This window comes from Microcoleus sp. B5-D4, assembly GCF_036705145.1.
Taxonomy (GTDB): Bacteria; Cyanobacteriota; Cyanobacteriia; order Cyanobacteriales; family Microcoleaceae; genus Microcoleus.
In genome coordinates, this window is sequence record NZ_JAUBTV010000002.1 from 48562 (window position 1) to 68395 (window position 19834).

The 19834-nt window shown below is 45.8% G+C and carries 20 protein-coding genes; 11 read left to right on the forward strand and 9 right to left on the reverse strand.

Going from position 1 to position 19834, the window contains the following annotated elements; genetic code table 11:
- Positions 1 to 180: 180 nt before the first annotated feature.
- The 4 genes from QUB10_RS01155 to QUB10_RS01170 form a co-directional block, all read right to left on the reverse strand.
- Entirely contained in the window at positions 181 to 1827 is a 1647-nt protein-coding gene (locus tag QUB10_RS01155; RefSeq protein WP_333198725.1) for a peroxidase family protein, read from the reverse strand.
- 75 nt (positions 1828 to 1902) lie between these two features.
- Entirely contained in the window at positions 1903 to 2937 is a 1035-nt protein-coding gene (locus QUB10_RS01160) for a DUF2235 domain-containing protein (RefSeq protein ID WP_333198727.1), read from the reverse strand.
- 634 nt (positions 2938 to 3571) lie between these two features.
- Positions 3572 to 5005: an MFS transporter gene (locus QUB10_RS01165; protein ID WP_333198729.1), complete on the reverse strand. Its 1434-nt coding sequence runs from the start codon at positions 5003 to 5005 to the stop codon at positions 3572 to 3574.
- 763 nt (positions 5006 to 5768) lie between these two features.
- Entirely contained in the window at positions 5769 to 6014 is a 246-nt protein-coding gene (locus QUB10_RS01170; RefSeq protein WP_333198731.1) for a hypothetical protein, read from the reverse strand.
- Between the two features lie 118 nt (positions 6015 to 6132).
- Here QUB10_RS01170 and cbiD point away from each other — a divergent pair, with 118 nt between their 5' ends.
- The 4 genes from cbiD to QUB10_RS01190 all read left to right on the forward strand — a co-directional run bounded on the left by cbiD (position 6133) and on the right by QUB10_RS01190 (position 11009).
- Positions 6133 to 7290 (forward strand): cobalt-precorrin-5B (C(1))-methyltransferase CbiD, encoded by a 1158-nt coding sequence (gene cbiD / locus QUB10_RS01175; RefSeq protein WP_333198995.1) that lies wholly within the window; start codon positions 6133 to 6135, stop codon positions 7288 to 7290.
- 332 nt (positions 7291 to 7622) lie between these two features.
- A complete protein-coding gene (gene guaA, locus QUB10_RS01180; protein ID WP_445300749.1) occupies positions 7623 to 9236 on the forward strand; it encodes a glutamine-hydrolyzing GMP synthase in 1614 nt (537 codons plus the stop codon).
- Positions 9237 to 9748: 512 nt separating this feature from the next.
- Entirely contained in the window at positions 9749 to 9964 is a 216-nt protein-coding gene (locus QUB10_RS01185; RefSeq protein WP_333198733.1) for a hypothetical protein, read from the forward strand.
- Between the two features lie 148 nt (positions 9965 to 10112).
- Complete coding sequence (locus tag QUB10_RS01190; RefSeq protein ID WP_333198735.1) at positions 10113 to 11009, forward strand: pirin family protein; 897 nt, start codon at positions 10113 to 10115, stop codon at positions 11007 to 11009.
- 201 nt (positions 11010 to 11210) lie between these two features.
- On the opposite strand, the gene QUB10_RS01195 is transcribed toward QUB10_RS01190, so the two are convergent.
- The 4 genes from QUB10_RS01195 to QUB10_RS01210 all read right to left on the reverse strand — a co-directional run bounded on the left by QUB10_RS01195 (position 11211) and on the right by QUB10_RS01210 (position 15970).
- Complete coding sequence (locus QUB10_RS01195) at positions 11211 to 11786, reverse strand: TIGR04376 family protein (RefSeq protein WP_333153115.1); 576 nt, start codon at positions 11784 to 11786, stop codon at positions 11211 to 11213.
- Positions 11787 to 12121: 335 nt separating this feature from the next.
- The gene (locus tag QUB10_RS01200; protein WP_333198737.1) at positions 12122 to 13360 is read right to left on the reverse strand and encodes a hypothetical protein; all 1239 of its coding nucleotides are present in this window, start codon (positions 13358 to 13360) and stop codon (positions 12122 to 12124) included.
- A gap of 454 nt (positions 13361 to 13814) precedes the next feature.
- Positions 13815 to 13967 (reverse strand): hypothetical protein, encoded by a 153-nt coding sequence (locus QUB10_RS01205; protein ID WP_333198739.1) that lies wholly within the window; start codon positions 13965 to 13967, stop codon positions 13815 to 13817.
- 77 nt (positions 13968 to 14044) lie between these two features.
- A complete protein-coding gene (locus QUB10_RS01210) occupies positions 14045 to 15970 on the reverse strand; it encodes an ABC-F family ATP-binding cassette domain-containing protein (protein WP_333198741.1) in 1926 nt (641 codons plus the stop codon).
- A 164-nt stretch (positions 15971 to 16134) separates the two neighbouring features.
- Here QUB10_RS01210 and QUB10_RS01215 point away from each other — a divergent pair, with 164 nt between their 5' ends.
- The 6 genes from QUB10_RS01215 to QUB10_RS01240 all read left to right on the forward strand — a co-directional run bounded on the left by QUB10_RS01215 (position 16135) and on the right by QUB10_RS01240 (position 18734).
- Entirely contained in the window at positions 16135 to 16905 is a 771-nt protein-coding gene (locus tag QUB10_RS01215) for a hypothetical protein (RefSeq protein WP_333198743.1), read from the forward strand.
- A gap of 42 nt (positions 16906 to 16947) precedes the next feature.
- Complete coding sequence (locus QUB10_RS01220; RefSeq protein WP_333198745.1) at positions 16948 to 17190, forward strand: DUF433 domain-containing protein; 243 nt, start codon at positions 16948 to 16950, stop codon at positions 17188 to 17190.
- The gene (locus tag QUB10_RS01225; protein ID WP_333198747.1) at positions 17174 to 17548 is read left to right on the forward strand and encodes a DUF5615 family PIN-like protein; all 375 of its coding nucleotides are present in this window, start codon (positions 17174 to 17176) and stop codon (positions 17546 to 17548) included. Before QUB10_RS01220 ends, QUB10_RS01225 begins: the two co-directional genes overlap by 17 nt.
- Positions 17549 to 17670: 122 nt before the next feature.
- Entirely contained in the window at positions 17671 to 18054 is a 384-nt protein-coding gene (locus QUB10_RS01230) for a hypothetical protein (protein ID WP_333198749.1), read from the forward strand.
- Complete coding sequence (locus QUB10_RS01235) at positions 18032 to 18391, forward strand: DUF5615 family PIN-like protein (protein WP_333198751.1); 360 nt, start codon at positions 18032 to 18034, stop codon at positions 18389 to 18391. The genes QUB10_RS01230 and QUB10_RS01235 overlap by 23 nt, the downstream gene beginning before the upstream one ends.
- 67 nt (positions 18392 to 18458) lie before the next feature.
- Complete coding sequence (locus QUB10_RS01240) at positions 18459 to 18734, forward strand: nucleotidyltransferase family protein (RefSeq protein ID WP_333198753.1); 276 nt, start codon at positions 18459 to 18461, stop codon at positions 18732 to 18734.
- A gap of 121 nt (positions 18735 to 18855) precedes the next feature.
- On the opposite strand, the gene QUB10_RS01245 is transcribed toward QUB10_RS01240, so the two are convergent.
- Complete coding sequence (locus QUB10_RS01245; protein WP_333199000.1) at positions 18856 to 18969, reverse strand: helix-turn-helix transcriptional regulator; 114 nt, start codon at positions 18967 to 18969, stop codon at positions 18856 to 18858.
- 469 nt (positions 18970 to 19438) lie between these two features.
- Between QUB10_RS01245 and QUB10_RS01250 the strand changes: the two genes are divergently transcribed.
- The gene (locus tag QUB10_RS01250; RefSeq protein WP_333198755.1) at positions 19439 to 19810 is read left to right on the forward strand and encodes a DUF4342 domain-containing protein; all 372 of its coding nucleotides are present in this window, start codon (positions 19439 to 19441) and stop codon (positions 19808 to 19810) included.
- Positions 19811 to 19834: the final 24 nt, after the last annotated feature.

Below are 19834 nucleotides of genomic sequence, written 5' to 3' on the forward strand. Positions count from 1 at the left end.
CCCCTTAATAAGGGGGGGACAAGAACTTACTCTTGCGTCCCCCTTATTAAGGGGGATTTAGGGGGATCTCCGGGGAATAAACAGTTTTAACTAAACCGTATTGCTTTTTCTTCCTCATTTTTGAGGGCGCAGGTGTCTTTGCGCCCCCAACTAATTTGAGTCTTAGTTGTCAGCTACAACTTAAAGATCGAAGGAGACTTTGTACTTGGGATCGCTTGGAGGAACATTACGATTCACTAAATCAGAGACTGTTTTGGTATTTTGGATAATTTCCCAACCAACCTCAGAAAAAGTTTCCTTATTGAAGACTTTAGGCGATAACAAAGGATTAGTTAAAGCTTGGGAGAAAGCATCAATGCCAATTATCCGTGCTACTAAAGGCGGAATTGCTGAATTTTCTCGGACATCTTCAGCGTACAATCCGACAAATAGTTCAATCTTATCAACATGACCGTACAACTCTTTTAATTTCTGTTGAGCATATTCGTCACCCGTAATTTGATTGAAATCAGTCACCCTGGGATAACCACACATTTCGCGGTAATCGTTATAACTGGCTAACTGTGCCTGCCGTCCGAGTTTAACAGATGCTAGTTCCGTAGCATCAATAAATGTATAAGGTGTTCCTGCGATCTTAAAATCAGGTGTGTTAAACAAACCAATTCTAGTGCCTGGTTGGGAACAAGTTTCTTCCATCAATGCACCCAACCCTTTATCGATTAACATCTGATTATTCCAGAGGGAATCGTACATGGATTTTTCTTTCCCGTCATAGGTAAAGGTTTCAGGAACCGCACTATGCCAGCGATAGACAAAACTAAACTCAATCGCCATCCAATTTTCTCGATACCAACTTTCCTTGGTAAAAGCTTCAGGATCGGCAAAGAACCTAAAATTATAGGGCGTAATGTGGAAAATGTACTCTTCCATAATGATATTGAGAACAATCACCATGAGAATATTTCTCGCGGTTTGGAAGAGCCTCTCATCGTCCCATTGCGGATAGCTTTTGGACAAAACATCACAAATTCGATTATGCTCCCTGATACATAAAGTGTTGAGCATGACATAGCCAATTTGGACGTTTGCCCGTTCAACTCCCATTGCAAATAGCTTGCCTTTCTTTTCGGGGGGTTGTCTTTTCTCATCATTAAGGGGTGCATGAAGACCTTCAAATTGAGGATCGATAATACCCTGCTCAGGATCGGCATAATAAAAGAGTGGATACTCTTCTTCTACGCCATCTTTGCGCTTGAGTTTTTGGGTTTTAAATTTACCGTCTTTGAAAGCTCTGAGCATATTTGTTTGTTTGCGGGTCAACCCGTAAACATTACACATATCAATCTGATGGTTGGAGGTATTTTTGAAGCGGTTTTGCTGATCGATCCGCAGAAAACTATCTGTAAACCACTGCACCCAATAGGGAAAGAGCAGAGTCGATTTTTCCGAATAAATGGTTTTTCCGTCTCTTTTTTGGAATAAGGTCTTTACTTTGTCCAGTGGTGGTAAGTTTCCTTCTTTGTTAAATTCTGGGTCGGGAGGTAAATGTCGCCCAGTATAAGTCTTGTCTGTAAGTGAATCCCAAGAGATGTAGGTATCAGTTTTCTTGGCAATATCTGTCCCTGGAATTTTGGGATCTAAGCCCATTAAGCTATAGGGAAGCGGGCGAGTCGGAAGTTTGTAAATGATGCTATTGAGAAAAAATTTGTTTAGTTTACGTTTCAGAGGCTCGTAACTTTGAACTAAATCCCAAATTGGTTTGAAATGAGTCAACGTATATGCTAAAGCTTTGTTGCTGAATCCATCTCTAGATGTATCTCTTTTCATGATTGCTTTTCCTTTCGAGTGTTGTAGATTAGATCGTCTTCTTATTCTCGGTTGTGAGAGGTTGATAAAGTTCGATCACTTTTCTATATTTTCAATTACTTTGGAGAGAATTTTTTGCAGATTCTTAGGTCGATAGTCTTGGCGTTTTTTCAATCGCTCGATCGCGCTTTCATGAAGCTCCTCAATAGCATCGCCCACTTCGCGGAACTTGATTCCTGCCAATTTGAAAAACCCAGGATTGTTTTTAAAATCAATCTCATAATTGGGATTGATACCTGTGGGAATGACACTTGGATCGAATTCCAGCCCCAATCCCAGGTTACGGGTTGAATCCAACATCCACTGCAAGGCAGTATCTGATAAACCGCTGTATTCTTCCGATCCACCGCCGACGCAGATATGCGAGCCGGGAAACCAAACTTGAATAAGCCGCTGATGGTGGGCATCAGGATCTTTCTTCATCAGGGTAACATCAAAGATTTCGCGAATTTCGTCGATCGCGACGGCGTGCAACGCATTCTGAATCGACTTATTTAAAGTGGTATCGTGGAATCTGTACCTTTTCTTGAGCTGTTCGTCATACTTTTTGAAGGCGGGTAGAACAGGAATACCCAGGGCTCCAACGGTGTCGAAACAACCAAGCAAGGTAATCGGGACGCGCTTGCCGTTATCTTTGCCGTAATCTTTGCGGTAATTGGCTGCTATCTTATCCTTTGGTTTAACGTCTCGGTTACGGTAAAGCTCGTAAGCTTCTGATGCCCTGGTAATATGAGGGCGGTCTAGGAGACCGGAGCAATGAATCATCCCCGCTAGACTCCTGACTGTGTAAGCACCGCGACTGAACCCGAATAAATAGATTTCGTCACCACTATCATAGTTGAGAGAAAGAAAACGATAGGCATCTTGTATATTTCTATCGATTCCCAGTCCAGTGACTCCGCCCAAAATCTTGTTACTATCCGCTCCAACTCCTTCGTCATAAAACACGATTTGCGGAACCCCGTCACTGCCACTGGATTTCACTGCCTGGGCAAGCTTAATCACATTACTTGGGTAACTACTATTTAGTTGTTGCCAAGTGCCATCACAGCAAACGATTAGACGTTTCATTTTTACTTGTCTCTCTTTGAATCGGAAATTTGAGAGCGATCTGTCATTGGTAATCGGTTACAAGAGAATTGCCAATTCCCCTTTTTGTATGGCGTCAGGCGAGCCCTGCTAGTTTTTGGCTCGAAATTGTTATGTGGGTGGGCAATCTTTAGTTATTTCGATTGTCAGGATAGTAGTCTCAAACCACCACCTAGTTGAGTTGATTGTATTAAAATGTGAATAATATTTATATTTCTTAATACAAAAAGGGCTGAGCGTAAGATCGTAGGTTTGGTTCTGGGAAAATGCTCGATTCTCCTAAAACGTAAAAATTTTACAGAGTGAAATAGTAGCTTTGGTTCTGGGAAAATGCTCGATTTTCCTAACAGGAGTAGTGATCCGAGGCCCTAGCTAACAAACCTTTAAACACATTTACGCTCTGCCTTGTCAGCTTGTAAAACAGCTATATCTTATCAATTGGTCAGTTGGCTGCAAGATAATGGTGACGTATTGGGAGAACACATAGCAGGTTTGGACTATGTTTTGGATTAAAATTTGTTTCAGCCACTCTCAAGTTTTCTGCGATGTGCTTGAAGTTTGTAACAATCTGTGGGTTTTTCTGTTTTCTCGATCGGCAAATTTGTGAGAAAATTTCCTAGCCCCGGTTTAAATTGAAACGTCCCAAAGTGGGGACGATCGACCGCAGCGACTGGCTACGAGGTTCTCGCACCAAAACCAAAGGCACAAGAGCAATCAGTCGCACAGTAGCCGAGAGGGCAAACACTGCTCCCAAACTCATGCCCGGAAGTTCGGCAACAAAGCCGCCGACGGTAGTTCCCAAAGCCCCAGCTACTCCCGCAACCGCTGCGGCGATCGCAAAATAAGTCGAAGGTTGCTCGATCGACGCGAGCTCCATTTGAATATTGTTAGTACACAGCCCGATCGCGCCTAAAGTCGTTCCCCCCAGCAAGTGCAGCAGCGGCAGCCACACCCATAGGGCAAACGGGTAATTGCCCGTACCCAACCACAGCAAAGGGGTTACGGCCACCACCAGCCCAACAGCAATTAGCAGCGGGCGATTTCCCCAGCGATCGGCCAACTTACCCCAAAACATCAGCAGCAGTAGATTTGCCCCGGAACTTAAGCTGGTGTAAATCGTTACCAAACTCACATCCAAGCTTAAATCTTTCAGTAAGTAGATATTAAAAAAAGGCGCGCTGAGATTAATAGCAAATGTCCACACACTGAAGTAAAGAATAAACATTAAAAAATTATAATCTTTCAGCACAGCAGGCACAAAATCTGTTAAGTGCTTTGCTTTTTTTTCGGTAAGTCGATCGCTCTGTGCATCTTTTTTGTATACCTGGGGATTCACATCAACCATGAAGCATTGACACCCCAAACTGATCATTCCCGCCAAAACACCCATCAATAAAACAATACCGTAGCCCAAAATAGGACCGCCGTCCCAAGTTGAAACTCCCAATCCCATCAACGGCACTCCCAGCAAAGTTATGAGGCTGACAGCACTGTTGCGAAAGCCAAAATAGCGTCCCCGCAAGCGCTGAGGAACCACAGCAGCCATCCAACTGAACCAGCTAGAATTGGCAAAAGCTGCCAGCACGCTAGCTGCTACGACTGTTACCAGTGTCCATTGCAGCAGTTGGTCGAGGTCTGCGTGCTGGGAACCCCAAACAATTGCCACCGCGAGCACCAGCCACAGCAGCCGCGACACGCCGAATACAAATAGGTTGTACCAGTGGCGACTGGTTGTCTGATCAGCGATGTAGGCTCCTAATGGTTGCAGGAGATTTACCACCATCGGAATAGCCGAGAATATACCTATTTCCACGCTGCTGGCGCCGAGTTGCAACAAGAAATTGCTCAGCAGCACGCCTGTGGTCGCCGACTCGAAGACAGCGGCAAAAACGCCATCTAGAGTTGAGGCTTTCAGAGTCGATCGAACGTCTTTTTTGGAAAATTTGAGAGCTGTTTTTGGATAGAGAACGAGCTGAAATATTTTCGGGTCTACTATTTCTGCAGTCTGAAGAGATAGAGGTTCATTTAACTCTGCAACTGGTTCAACCATAGTCAATCAATTTGAGATTTTAGATTTTAGATTGTAGATTGGAGAATTGAAGTAACAGGGTTAGATAAAACCAGCCCCACCTTCAAGAGGCTAGCTCGAAAGTAGGACTGGCACGTCCGGGTAATTCATATCAATATAAATGACTGGCGATCGCTAGGACATCAACCGCTTGGGAGATTTGACACTCCCTAGCCTAAAGGCGTAGGGATTCTTAATTCATCGACTGACCTTTAAGCGCTATGTCCTTTCGGCAATCTTTAAACTTTTCAACCGTGCAATTACACCAATTGACGAGCCTAATTCACAGCAACCCCAGAGGGTCTATCTCCAAAAGCGTACTAGGATACGAACCTAGAGTTCGGGTATGCCCTACCCTACTTAACAAATGAACTAAATTATTTTTTTTCTGGTAAAGAGAATGCGTCGATCCTCTAGCTGTTTTAAGAGTTTTCGCTGCTCTCGGTCCAACAATTTATGCCTAAAAGTGTGTCTCCGTTTCACCATGGCAAAGGAGTTTAACCTTGACTGTTCAAGTCTAGCACAAATACAAGAAATTTACGGATTTTTAGGAATGGATTTAAGAAATTAAAGCCGTCCTAGAAGGACGGGGTTTTAAACCCAATTTTCTGATAAATCTGCTAATTGTAAAAAAGTAGGTTTTAGGGCTTAACCAGGAAGCGAGCGCAGCATTTTGCATACCAAAAATTGCTCGAATTCCGCCTCAAACAAGTTCCCCAAAGGCAAAAGCAAATTTCGCGCGAGCTCACTCGGTTCTCAAATCTTTACGGCTAGCTAAATCTATAGAATGAAAGATGATCGACTTGCCGAGTATAGGTGCTAACGATTTGTACCTAATTCCTGGAATCCGTTTGTTCAGTGCCAGCGCTCGCGATCGAGATTCCGGGTTTTTTGTGAAAATCGCCCGCACCGGCCCGTAAGCCTTCGGAGTGGGTTGTTGGCGATCCTCTACGAGGATCGCCAACTGGTAAGACAAAATTATAGTTGACAAAAATTACGCGAACTGCAGATAATAGCAAACCCTAGAATTAAACTTAAACGTTTAAGGGGTATCAGTGCTAAGGCGTGATGTCGATCGCCCGCAAATTTACGTATTTCTGCATTTGAGCGTGACCAAAACTCAACCTTTATCGGGGTATACATTGCCAGTATTTGCCTGTGCGGCGGCACTTGCAGCTTTGCGGTGCTTACGCGCAGGTATTCAGTCTCTAGATAGCGTATCAGTAAATTTACTGGAACCGCAAATAACAGCAGAAATTCCGATCGAACAGGCGTCTGTACTCAAAACTGGTACCGCTTTGGGCGTGACTCGCTCCGATCCGGGGGACAATCTCGATCTGACTCGCAATACCCCCGTTTGGGCAATGGTGGAATTGGGGAATTGGGAAGAGGGACAGAGGGAGAGAGAGGGAGAGAATCGGGGAGAGGGAGAGCAGATTGTGATTCTCGGCGGTGAAGGTATAGGGCGTCACACAGTCGGTGGAGGGGCGGCGATCTATGATTACGCAATGCGGCTGCTGCGATCGAATCTGAGCCGAGAACTCGCACGGGGAGAAAAAATTACTGTCACCCTGATTCTGCCGTCTGGGCGGCAACTAGCCACCCGCACTTCTAACGAAGCTTTCGGCGTGGTAGAAGGACTTTCGCTGCTGGGTACAACTGGCATTTCTCAGCCGCTGAGTGCCCCTGGACAGTTGGAAGTTTACCGCGAACAACTGCAACAAAAAGCCGAACTGTTTGACTGTTTGGTTTTCTGCATCGGCGAAAACGGCTTGGATTTGGCGCGACAACTGGGGATTAATCCTGATAGGCTCGTCAAAACCGCTAACTGGCTCGGCCCGCTGCTGGTAGAGGCCGGATATCAGGGCGTGCAGTCAATTTTGCTGTTTGGCTATCACGGGAAACTGATGAAATTGGCGGCGGGAATTTTTCACACTCACCACCACCTCGCTGACGGGCGCAGGGAAATTCTCACAGCTTACTGTGCTAAGGCCCGAATGCCTGCCGATGCGTGTTCCGCAATTTTTGCCGCAGCGACAGCCGAAGATGCTCTGGGGCAACTGCGGGCTTTGGACGGCGAGTTTGGGAGCAATTGGGTCGATCGAATTTACGGCGACATCGCCCGACAAATAGACTTGCGCTCATCGGATTGCATTTTTACTCACACTAACTTGCACATCCCCGTGGGCTCGGTCATGTTCGGGCGCGATCGCAAAATTATTGTTAAAAGTGACATAGGAGATACATTTTTGACCCAAATTTGTTAATCTAGTGTGAATATCCCTGAATTCTGTTTAAAACATCGCTCAGGGATAATATTTAACAAGTAATAATTCTTTGTCCCTAGACCTTAATTATACTAGGTTGCTTCGGGAAGTTATTTCTGAAGCAAGAATTCAATTAATTAGGGTAAGGATCGAAGTAAATCTATGGCCCTGTACCCGATTAATCGACTAACATCGCTGACGGCAATCTAGTATCAATAAGATTTATTCCTAGCGACCAATGGTTCCTAGCCTTCCTTAGAATTGTACTGAGAGCGCGACAAATACCTCCCCTACTTTCTGCCCAATTAGCAATTAGCAATTACGCAATAACCGTGACTACTAAAATAGAAACTGAATCCGTTCTCACAAACTCTTTAATGCAGCAGATTGATCGCCAGATCATCGTGATTCTCGACTTCGGTTCGCAATATTCCGAACTGATTGCTCGTCGAATTCGCGAAACTCAAGTATATTCAGAAGTTATTTCTTACCGGACTACGGCAGAACAGTTAAAAGCTATCAATCCTAAAGGAATTATTCTTTCAGGAGGCCCGAGTTCTGTATACGATGAAAAAGCACCCCACTGCGACCCAGAAATTTGGAATTTGGGAATACCGGTGTTGGGAGTGTGTTACGGGATGCAGTTGATGGTAAAGCAGCTCGGAGGCACAGTTGAACGGGCTAAGTTAGCCGAATACGGCAAGGCATCGCTATTTATTGACGATCCTACAGATTTGCTGACAAATGTCGAAGAAGGCAGCACGATGTGGATGAGCCACGGAGACTCCTGTACTCAACTGCCGACGGGTTTTGAGATCCTCGCTCACACTGACAATACTCCGTGTGCTGCTGTGGCTCACCACGAGAAAAATTTGTACGGGGTTCAGTTTCACCCCGAAGTAGTTCACTCGATCGGGGGAATAGCTTTAATTCGCAATTTTGTTTACCACATTTGCGAGTGCGAACCGACTTGGACGACTGCTACTTTTGTGGAGGAATCGATTCGCGAAATTCGCGCACAAGTGGGAGACAAACGAGTTTTGCTGGCTCTATCGGGCGGTGTAGATTCTTCTACTTTGGCTTTCTTGCTGCATAAGGCGATCGGCGACAAACTTACCTGTATGTTTATCGATCAAGGGTTTATGCGGAAGTATGAACCAGAACGGTTGGTAAAATTATTTAAAGAGCAATTCCACATTGACGTTGAGTATGTTAATGCTCGCGAACGCTTTTTAGCTCAACTTGAAGGGATAACCGATCCTGAAGTAAAACGCAAGCGGATAGGTCACGAATTTATCAACGTATTTGAAGAAGAATCGAAGCGTCTGGGCCCCTTCGACTACCTCGCCCAAGGTACTCTTTATCCTGATGTGATTGAGTCGGCTGACACTAATGCAGATCCGAAAAGTGGCGAGCGAGTTGCTGTTAAAATTAAAAGCCACCACAACGTCGGCGGTTTGCCGAAAGATTTGCGATTTAAGCTGATTGAACCGCTGCGAAAACTGTTTAAGGATGAGGTGCGAAAAGTCGGCCGGTCGATCGGGCTTCCCGAAGAAATCGTAAACCGACAACCTTTCCCTGGCCCGGGATTGGCGATTCGGATTATCGGAGAAGTTACCTCCGAGAGACTAAATATTTTGCGGGATGCTGACTTCATTGTTCGCCAAGAAATTAACCGGCACGGATTGTACGGTGAACTTTGGCAAGCTTTTGCAGTTTTGCTACCGATTCGCAGTGTAGGCGTGATGGGCGATCAGCGCACTTATGCTTACCCGATCGTCTTGCGATTTATTAAGAGTGAAGACGGGATGACGGCTGACTGGGCGCGGGTTCCTTACGATTTGTTGGAACTGATCTCGAATCGGATTGTGAATGAGGTTAAGGGGGTGAACCGGGTAGTTTACGATATTACTTCTAAGCCACCGGGAACGATCGAGTGGGAGTGATTTCTAGTTAGCGATTAAGTAGGCGGACTAATTTTTTTGTCTGTCTACTTATTTTGATTTTGGATAATAAGTCAACAGTCGTTACTTGTTGACAAGTGATTGAAGAAGAGGTAGTTCTTCCTATGAAGGTCTGAAACATTTGCACAGCAAGAGGTTCAGACTCGTGAAAAACGAAAATTATCACTGTGACACTTGAAGGGCCGAAGGTTGGTTCTAACTGACATCTTGCACCATTCTCGATAAGCATTTTAGGAACAGGCTGGACGGCCTGTTCCACAAGAAAATTCACTCTTTGTGGAACAGGCCGGAGAGCCTGTTCTTGAGAAGGGTGCAAGATGTGGGTTCTAATTGTTCCACCGCTGCATAGGTTTCAATGTTGTGACTTCGATCACTGGTAACACGGACTTGGTTCACCCAATATTTTCAGTATTATCACGGAAAAAAACCAGCACCATCACTTGCTCTTAGAAGAAACCACGAGATGATTAAGGTGTCGAGTTCAAAACAATCCCATGTATCCAGTTAATCTTCTCCCCGGCGCTATCAACGAATTAATTGCCACTGTCACCGATACTCACTGCGTTACCAAGGCTGACCGCTACGGCATGATGGCCGCCATCCTCGATGAGTCCATCAGTGAAGAAGAACGTGGCTCACTCGATCGTCTGATTCGCTCCCTGGTCAAAGGTAGGATTCAAGTCAGTGATGAACTCTCCATCGTCTCGTAAGCAGAAAGCTCGTTGAGAACTCGACACTCTACAACGGCTTTCCGTTGGGGAAGTTTAAACAAGTCACGCTATACAACTCTCTAGGGATAGCTTTTTGTATAATGCACTTTTGAGATAGACGATTAGCGTTCCCAACTTCATAAACATTATGACGGATAGCATCCAGCATCTCATTGAGCCACACATTCAAGATTTGGGTGGATTCCAAGCCCGTCGCTTGCTTCCCTCAGACGTTTTAGCACTGGTAGGCCCGTTCATCTTTTTTGACCATCTGGGCCCTGCGGTGTTTCCACCCGGCCGGGGCGTGGATGTCAGACCGCATCCGCACATCAACTTAGCAACCGTCACCTACCTGTTTGAAGGTGTTTTGCTGCATCGTGATAGTGTGGGCAGCGTTCAAGAAATCCGTCCCGGTGCGGTGAACTGGATGACAGCAGGGCGAGGAATTGTCCACTCCGAACGCACGCCCGATGACGATCGCAGCAAAGAAGCCATCCTGCATGGCATCCAAACCTGGATAGCCCTTCCCGATGAATACGAAGAAACCGACCCCTGGTTTCGGCATCATCCGGCAACTGAACTGCCTGTTTGGGAGGATGCAGGAGTTTCGTTCACCCTAATTGCCGGTGAGGCATACGATCGCACTTCCCCAGTTCAAATATTTTCACCCATGATTTATCTGGACGTGCAAGTGACTGCTGGAAGAGAATTTACCTTACCGGGCAATTACAGCGAACAGGCGGTTTACAGCGTAACAGAGGGGCTTGCGATCGATGGAGTGCCTCTGGAACAACATCGGTTAGCGGTTCTAAATTCCGGCACTGAAGTAAAGATTTCTGCTTCAGGCAAGGCTCGTTGTATTGTGATTGGCGGTGAACCTGTTGGTGAGCGGCATAAGTGGTGGAATTTTGTTTCGAGTCGGCACTCGCGCATTGAGCAAGCTAAACTCGATTGGAGAGAGGGACGGTTTGCTCAGGTTCCTCAAGAGACAGAGTTTATTCCGCTGCCTGAAGAGCCACCTTCTCAAGCAGAGCAACCGTTGTGAATAACCACAGCGATTTAACTTGAAAAACTGTTTTTTGATGCAGAATTTGTCTTTTTTACTCTAATCTTCACGGATATTATTTCAAAATCGGCGTTGCTTAATCAGGGTATGAAAAAAATCAGTGGGAAATCGGGAAGCTTTGTGGCTACTGGTTTATATGACTTGCATATTGAGCCTTTCATACCGTAAATCAGCAACGCCCTATCTGCCTATATTCCGCTTCATTCGATCGAGTTCTTCGTCTGCTTCCCAGCGTTGAAACTTTTCTTCTAAAGGATCTGCAGCCGTAAAACTGTTATAATTAGAACTCTGATTCCAACCCTTTGTATCCCAATTCTGCTCTGTTTTAGTGGTAGTGCGAGTTGCAGCTTCGGCCGCTTTTGCTCGGACTTCTTTTCGCCGTACTTGAATTTGGCGGTACAGTTCTTTTGCTTTTTCAATCCGTTCTTTGCAGCCTTGCATTTGACCCCAGCGCTGATTTCCCTGACGCAGCAAAGCTGCTTGCCGCTCTTGGGCTGCTTGAGCTAAATCCAGCCTTTGAGCAGCTTTAGCTTTGTTGATGCGATCGTTCCAGCGCTGAATTTCTTGGGCGGCGGAGAGAATTTCGGCTTGCAGTTTTTTCTCTTGTTTTTGGATATCGAGAATCAGCCGCAGAGTGTCTTCTTCTTGTTCCTTCAGTTGTTCTTCTATTGCCTGCAATTCCAGATGGGGATTGCTACGCAAAAATTCTTCTAATCGGGTTTCTAGAAAGCGGCTGAAATCATCAAATAAGCCCATTTTTTATATGTCCTCAGTCATCAGTTATGAGTCATTAGTCATTGGTCATTAGTTATTAGTCATTGGTTCTTAGTCACAGGAGATCGATTATCGAGCCTGAGTTGTTAGTTATAGCAGAAGAAAGTTCGGCAACGAATTGGGGAAGCGATTTAACGGATAGAAGGAAGAAGCAATAAGAGCAATGGTTTCAGCAATTAAGAACGTCTTGGCGGTTCCTATATTATAACTGTTTTCACTGCTCGTGATATACAGCCCGATCGCTGCCCATTACTGATTACCGATGACCTAACTCATAACTAATGACTGATAACTAATGACTCATAACTGATGACTGATTAGAACTTTTGGCCGACAAAAACCGATCGCACATCTCCTCCCTTGCGGATAACGGCTTCTTGATTTTTGATTTCTGCCAGCGTCCAACCGCTAGCGCCAATGCTTTCGCCCACATAAATTCTGCGGGCTACGCCATCTACTTCAAACAAAGCAGCCGATCGATCGCCCAACTCCAAAATCCCTACCAACGTGTGCGCGGAAGTCGGGGCGCTGCTGACGGCCGGTGCGGATTGCTCCGGTGCGGGCGCGGATTGCTGGGCTGCAGGCGCTGGTGCCGGTTCGGTTTCGCGAGCCAAAATCTTTGGCTGGGGAGACTCCGAGGGGGAAGGGGAAGCGGCGAGGGGATCTCGATTTCCCGCAGCGGCGAGCGCACGACCGGAGGCTGGAGCAGCAGGCGAGGGGGAAACTGCCGCGGTTTGAGGAGCAGCCGGAGCAGCCGGAGCAGCCGGAGCAGCAGCCACCTGAGCAGGCGGAGCTACAGTCACCTGAGCGGGGGGAGGGATCACTACGATTTGGGGTGCTGGTGCTCCCGGCTGTGCACCGGCTTGTTCTAGGGCATCAGCGATGCGGTTGACTGCGGTCGAAAGGCCTGCGGTTGCGGGCGGCGCGCCGGAAATTTGAATGCTCGGCAGCGTCCCTGGGGTGGGGGCTGCGGGAACTCCTGCAAGTTGGGGGTTAGCTTGGGGTGCTTTTTTTTGTTCGATCGCTTCTAGCGAGCGCTGCACGTATTCGACAAACGGGGTGTCAGGTGCTGTTTTGCCACTTGCTACCGGCCTCTGTGGTGCGGGGGCGGCGGGCAAGCGCACGAGTCCCGACCTGCTTGCGAGCCATAACCCCATGACTAGCAGCAGCGACCCACATGCTGCTCCCAGCAGGATTCTGTCGAATGATTGTTTGGACTGCTGTTTTTTGGTTGTTTCTAGGGCGACTTGGCGGGCGATCGCTTCTACGTCTTTTTCGCCCCGCTGCGACTGGGGGGGTGCCAACTGCGACAAAACTATTTGAGGTACCGAGATCGACTTGAGGGCCACGAATTCAGGCTGCACTGGTTCCGATGGCAGTCCGCCGCTGCCGTCGAATGCTCGATCGACTCCTTCAAACAGTTCGTCCATCAACCGATCTGCGTAGGACTCTACTGCCACTGCTTCGGCTGGCACTGTTTCCACCGTCGCCCTCACGGCGATCGGCTCTGACGCTGATTCCAAAGACATCTGTTCGGCGATTACTTTTTGAGGCATAGTTTTCTGTTTGCTCCCGCTCCTCGACAACCCTGAGATTCTCAACTATCAGACTTCTACAGGATACTTGTGATGTTGACCAATTCTTGGCTCAGAACAGGTCAATTGTATCTCACCCATCACCATATTTTTAGTCCTCGGCCAACTTACTTTGCCCGATCGGCTTTTGTTTTACCTGTTTTGGGCTTTTTCGCCCCTGTTTTGTGCTGCCAGTCTTATTTGCTTACCCTGACTTTTACTGCACATTCTACTGCTTTTGTCAACCCCACCCTCCGGGGCTTCGCAGTTTTTGACACACAGCTTTACTTGAGGCGATCGCAAAAAAAGCGGGTTTTTTGTCGCTGTTTCCGATCTCATTGCAGCTTTGACAAGGATTTCAGAGTTTTACCCGTCTTAAGTTTGTTGGTCAGTTTGCTTGACATTAGTAACAGGTAACTTATTTTATAACTTTAATCTACATAGCTTCATCACACTTAGGTAATAAATTCTCCAAGGTTGCCAAACCGTCGGCTAAATAAGAATTATTCCTAATATTTTTTTGCAAGACTATTTGCAATATGAAAATAAAAAACTCTTGAAATTTGTCAATATATATTCGTTTCAGCATGGGATTTTTTCCGCCATCATTCCTCTAGCTCCTGCCATTGTTAGCAGGAGCTAAACACAACACTCGGACAACCCAAATTAACCCACCCGTTCCGCCAATTCCAACCAGCGCTCAGTCGCATGATCGATCTGCTGCGTCAACTGAGCTAAACGATCCGATAACTTCTTTACCTCCGCAAATCCGCTCGGAGCATTGTTAGACAACCTCTTCTCAATCTCTTGTTTCTCAGCTTCCATCTGCGGAATTTGACTTTCTAATTGTTCGTATTCCCGCTTATCATTGAAGGAAATTTTGGTAGATTTTTGAGTGGAGCTTTGGGATTTTGAATTATTAGATTCAGCCGCCGTGCGTGTAAGTTTTTCTTTTTCTTTTTGCCCTTTGAGTTCCTTGGCTTCTTCCGCTTTTTTGTAATCTAAATACACCGAATAATTGCCGGGATACAAGCGCAAATTGCCCCCAGGCTCCAAGGCGAAAACCATGTCGATCGTGCGATCGAGAAAATAGCGATCGTGGGACACCACAATCACGCAGCCGTTAAAATCTTCGAGATAATCCTCCAAAACCGCCAAAGTCTGCACGTCTAGGTCGTTTGTCGGTTCATCCAAAATCAGGACGTTCGGCGCACTCATCAGCACTTTCAACAGAAATAACCGGCGCTTTTCCCCGCCCGAAAGTTTGTTAATCGGTGCATACTGTTGGTTCGGTGGAAACAGAAACTTTTCCAACATTTGAGAAGCGGTAATGATTTCCCCATCCGCCGTTTGCACCAATTCCGCCACACTTTTCAAGTATTCAATAACTCGCTGGTCTTCGTTCGGCGTCAAATCCTCTGAATGCTGGTCAAAATAACCGATATGAATGGTTGTACCAATTTCGACAGTACCCGAATCCGGCTGAATGCGTCCGGTGATGATATCCATCAGCGTCGATTTTCCTGCACCGTTGCAGCCAATAATTCCAATCCGGTCTTCGGGTGTGAAATTGTAGGTAAAATCTTTAATTAAAGTGCGATCGCCGTAAGCTTTAGAGATATTCAGTAACTCAATCACCTTCTTACCAATCCGGCGGCCGGCTGTGGCAATTTCGACTTTGCCGTTGGCTGTTTTGAACTCCTGGGCTCGCATATCTTTAATGCGATCGATCCGAGCTTTTTGCTTGGTACTGCGCGCCTTCGGCCCGCGTTTGAGCCATTCCAATTCGCGCCGCAATACACCCGCGTGTTTGCGAACACTGCTGGCGGCGGATTCTTCAGCTAGGGCTTTTTTCTCCAAGTAATAAGCGTAATTGCCAGCATAATTGTAAAGGTCGCCGCGATCGATCTCTAGGATGCGATTGGTAACGCGATCGAGAAAATAGCGATCGTGCGTAATCAGTAGCAAAGCACCGCGATAGCCGTTCAAATAGTTCTGCAACCACTCGACAGACAGCGCATCCAAGTGGTTTGTCGGTTCATCCATCAGCAACACATCGGGTTCCGACAATAAAGCCGTTGCTAAGGCAATTCGCTTGCGGTAGCCGCCGGACAAGTCGGCAATTTTCGCATCAAAATCCTCAATCCCCAACTTGGTCAAAATCAATTTTGCCTTGGTTTCCAAGTCCCACCCATCCACCTCATCAATGCGTTCAGATACCGCAGACAGACGCGCCATCAACTTGTCTGTATCGCCTTTGCCGTGGGAAAGTTGATCGGAAATTTCCTCGTATTCTCGCACTAAAGCCATTTGTTCGCCACTGTCGGCAAATACTTGCTCTAAGACAGTGTGATTTTCGTCTAAATCCGGCTGTTGGGGGAGATAGACAATTGTAGACCCTGGATTGACCCAGCGATCGCCAGAGTCGATCGACTCCAAGCCTGCAATCATTTTCAGCAGCGTTGATTTCCCGGAACCGTTAGTGCCGATGAGTCCGACTTTATCGCCTTCATCGAGGCTGAAGCTGGCATCTGTCAAGAGTTCCTTGATGCCGAAGTCTTTTTTGATCGATCGCAGAGTAAAAATAGTCATGAGTATATAAAATTATCTACCTAACTTTTGACATCGGTGAGCGAATTGCGGTATTTTAGGTTATATCATATATTGTAACGCATTTGTGACACAATTATAGAAACAATCTCGACTAAAAAAGTGAAGGTTCCAAATTAATTTCACACTTGACCCTTTGTTTTTCTATGATATCAGAAGTAGCACTATCAAAAAGGCGAGGTTTTCAGTTTATAGAACTGGAAGCAAATAAGGTTGGCATTCTTTTAGTCAAAGCTCCCATTGAATTAAGCAGTCCGGTGATTTCCCAAGTATTTGGTGGGAATTTAGAGCTAAACGTATGGGGTAAGCAGTATCATCCTAGTGATTGCTGGATGTCACTTATATATCAGTATCAAGGACATCCGTGGAGTATAGTTTTTCCAATCAATGTGTGTGTAAAGAGCAAGGTTTCTCAGGTGTCTGAGTTATTGAAAACTCGATGCCTTTATTTACAGAATGAAGATACATCAGGTAGTTCTGCGTATCAGCTATTTGAGAATGGTAAATGTATTGAAGAGTTCGAGTGGGGTGTAGATTACACCGAAGAGGTTTTTGAGATTTTACCCCAAGAGTTACCGGAATATGCAGAGGAAATGGAAGCGCGGGGTACGCCCATAGCCGACGGTTGGAACCCCAAGAAATGGGATATTTATATTGCCAGTGGTACTCATGTTGGTTACAAATTTCGCACTGAAGAATGCACGCTCAAAGTAACTGAAGATAGTTTAAAAGATCCGAGACTTTTTCTGGATTTTCTCCTGCGAAGACAAGATGCTTGGTTGCCTGATTATGAATACATCCCTTGGGGGGAAATTATCAAAGCTGAAAGTGCCAACGCTGACGATTTTGTGCGCGTAGACGGGATCAACAGAACGACTAAAATAGAGAGACCAACTCCACTTAACTGGGACACTTGATATGGTTTCGTCAGAACTAATCTTGAGGTTGCGAGGGTCAAAATGAAAATAGATCGTATTACAAGCAATCCAAAGCGGATGAACGGGCAACCATGTATTCGCGATCTTCGGCTTACTGTTCGTCGGGTGATCGAGTTGCTAGCAACTTATCCCGATCGAGAAGAACTACATCAAGAGTTTCCAGAACTAGAGGATGAAGATATCCGGCAAGCCCTAATTTTTGTATCCTCTTACCTTGACGATCGCATCATTGAGCTACCTAATCACTATGAAGCTGTTGCTTGACCAGGGATTACCACTTTCTGCGGCAGCATTATTACGTGATGCAGGTATCGACACCATCCATGTTGGTGAAATTGGTATGTCTCAAGCCGAAGATTCCGAAATCATCCAGAAAGCCAGAGAAGAGGAACGTGTGGTTGTTACACTCGATGCAGATTTTCATACATTGCTAGCACTTGATGAAGCAGCTTCTCCCTCAGTTATTCGCGTTCGGATTGAAAGGTTACGCGCCCAAGCATTAACGGATTTGCTGCTGATGGTAATTGCTGAGTGCGAGGAGGATTTAGAACAAGGATCGGCCATTTCGGTCGAGCCAAGCCGTATTCGTATTCGTCGTCTGCCACTCATACCGGATGTCTAAAAAATAGTCATCAGTATAAACAGTTATTTACCTGACCCTGATGCTCAAAAGGTTTATGTCAATCTCGATCGCCTTCCAATGTACTATAATTCAAATACCAACCTTTGTTGGAGTATTTTTTTATGTCCTTGCAAGAGCTTAAAGAAAAAGCCAGCCAACTATCAGTCAGCGATCGCCTGGCCCTGCTAGGTGCGATCGTTCAATCCCTGCAAAGTACACCAGAAATCTACAATTGGCAATATTTAGTTTCACGTCCTCATGCTTGGCGCAAACAACTTTACATTAAGGGACGTAAATTACTAGCATCGACTATTTGGGGAGACATGACTGCTAATGGGATGTCACCGGAACAAGCAGCCGAAAATTGGGATTTACCACTTTCTACTATCTATGAGGTGATTGATTACTGTGAGAATAATCAAGAACTTTTAAAATTAGAAGCAGACGAGGAACGCTATCGATTGGAAGTAAAAGGAGTCCAAGTTGAGCCTACGAATGCTGCTTGACGAAGATTCTCAAGCAAAGTATTTAGTCAATCTTCTTCAGGCAGCCGGTCACGATGTAGCCACAGTCAATACATTGGATTTAATGAATCATCCAGATTCAGTCGTGCTAGACGCTGCCAGAGAAAATGAGAGAGTGCTGCTTACACGCAATTGTGATGACTTTCAGCAGTTGCATCAAGCGAACCCAGAACATTCAGGAATTTTGGCAGTTTATCAAGATTCTGAGGCTTCTAAAAATATGAGTTATCAGGCGATTGTGAAGGCAATTGATAATTTAGAGACGGCAGAATGTGACCTCAATAATCAGTTTGTGGTTCTCAATCAATGGAGTTATTAATTTATCAGAAACCAGGAAGAGATTCTAGTTATTCACTTAGAATCTGCATAGATGACGAGGAGGCTGAATGAAAACCCCGATCGCCCTACCAATTGACCAAATCACCAAATTCTGCCAACAGTGGCAAATCATCGAACTCTCGCTCTTTGGTTCGATCCTTCGTGACGACTTTCATGCAGACAGCGACATCGATATCCTAGTGGCTTTTGCCCCCACGGCCGACTGGAGTTTACTCGATCGCGCCCAAATGCAGGAAGAACTCGAAGCAGTGCTAAGTAGACGAGTCGATCTAATCAGTAAACGGGCGATCGATCGCAGTTCCAACTGGATTCGCCGCCTTTGAAATTCTCTCTACTGCTCAAACTATTTATGTCAAATAGCTGCGATCGCGCTTCCTTAATCGATCGCTCTTTTTATTTCAACAACTGCTTCTGCCGTTTTACCCGTTGCGCGATCGAATATTGTTAGGGAGATGTGCCTATCAACTGCTTCAACAGATGGCTGAAATGAAATTGACTCATGCCCAGCAATTGAGCTAAACCTGCAAGCTTAATATCTTGATTCAGATGTTCGTTGATTTACTCAGTTTGCGTTTCTGATTTTATTGTACTTCGCCAGTGAGATCGCTATCTCTGGGGTGCTTTTGAGAACTGGCATTGCAAGCCCTAGCTTGATTGTGCCTAGATAGCAATCACTTTTGAAGTCATTGTAGAAATATAAAGTTTTAATTTTAATAATTTTCCCTGACTTTACTTCGCTTGGTGTCCAACTTAAAGATGCAACAGACAGCAGCCACCTTGAAATGGCTGGCATAGGCACCTTACTTGTATCTAGAGACGGGCAGTTTCAATAAGATCTTCTCTACCTTTAGGAAGAGATAAATCCGCCCCGATCTAACGCCACAAAAATAATCTTTTGAGTAAAAAGGCGGGGGTGGAAAGTACGAATGCAGATTGTAGGGTTTCCTTGCCTGTCATTCCCAAGTGCGATCGCCGAAGATAAGGGTATAGAAATTAAACGGCTGGTTTTCACCCGCCCTTACACAAAATGAACTCACAAATAGAACAACAAGTAACAATTCTACAAGACGAAACAGCAGCGGCAGGGAATTCAGCCAACCCAACAGTTGAAACTCATGTATTTGCCTCAGAATTTGCCACAGAGGAAAAAGTCAGAGTGGAAGAATTTAAGATTAGCGGCGACAGCCTAATTGGTAAAGTCAAAGAACTAATTCAGCAAGGAAAACTCCGCCGCCTCGTCATCAAAAACTCGCAAGGGCGGACTTTGGCAGACATTCCGCTGATGGCTGGATTGGTAGGCGGCGTTGCCGGCTCAGTAGTCTTTCCAATTGCTGCTGTACTTGCTACAGTGGGGGCAGTTGCGGCTCATTTGACTGTAGCAATTGAGCGCAAAGAATAGTCCTTAGTAATTAAAAATCTTCTC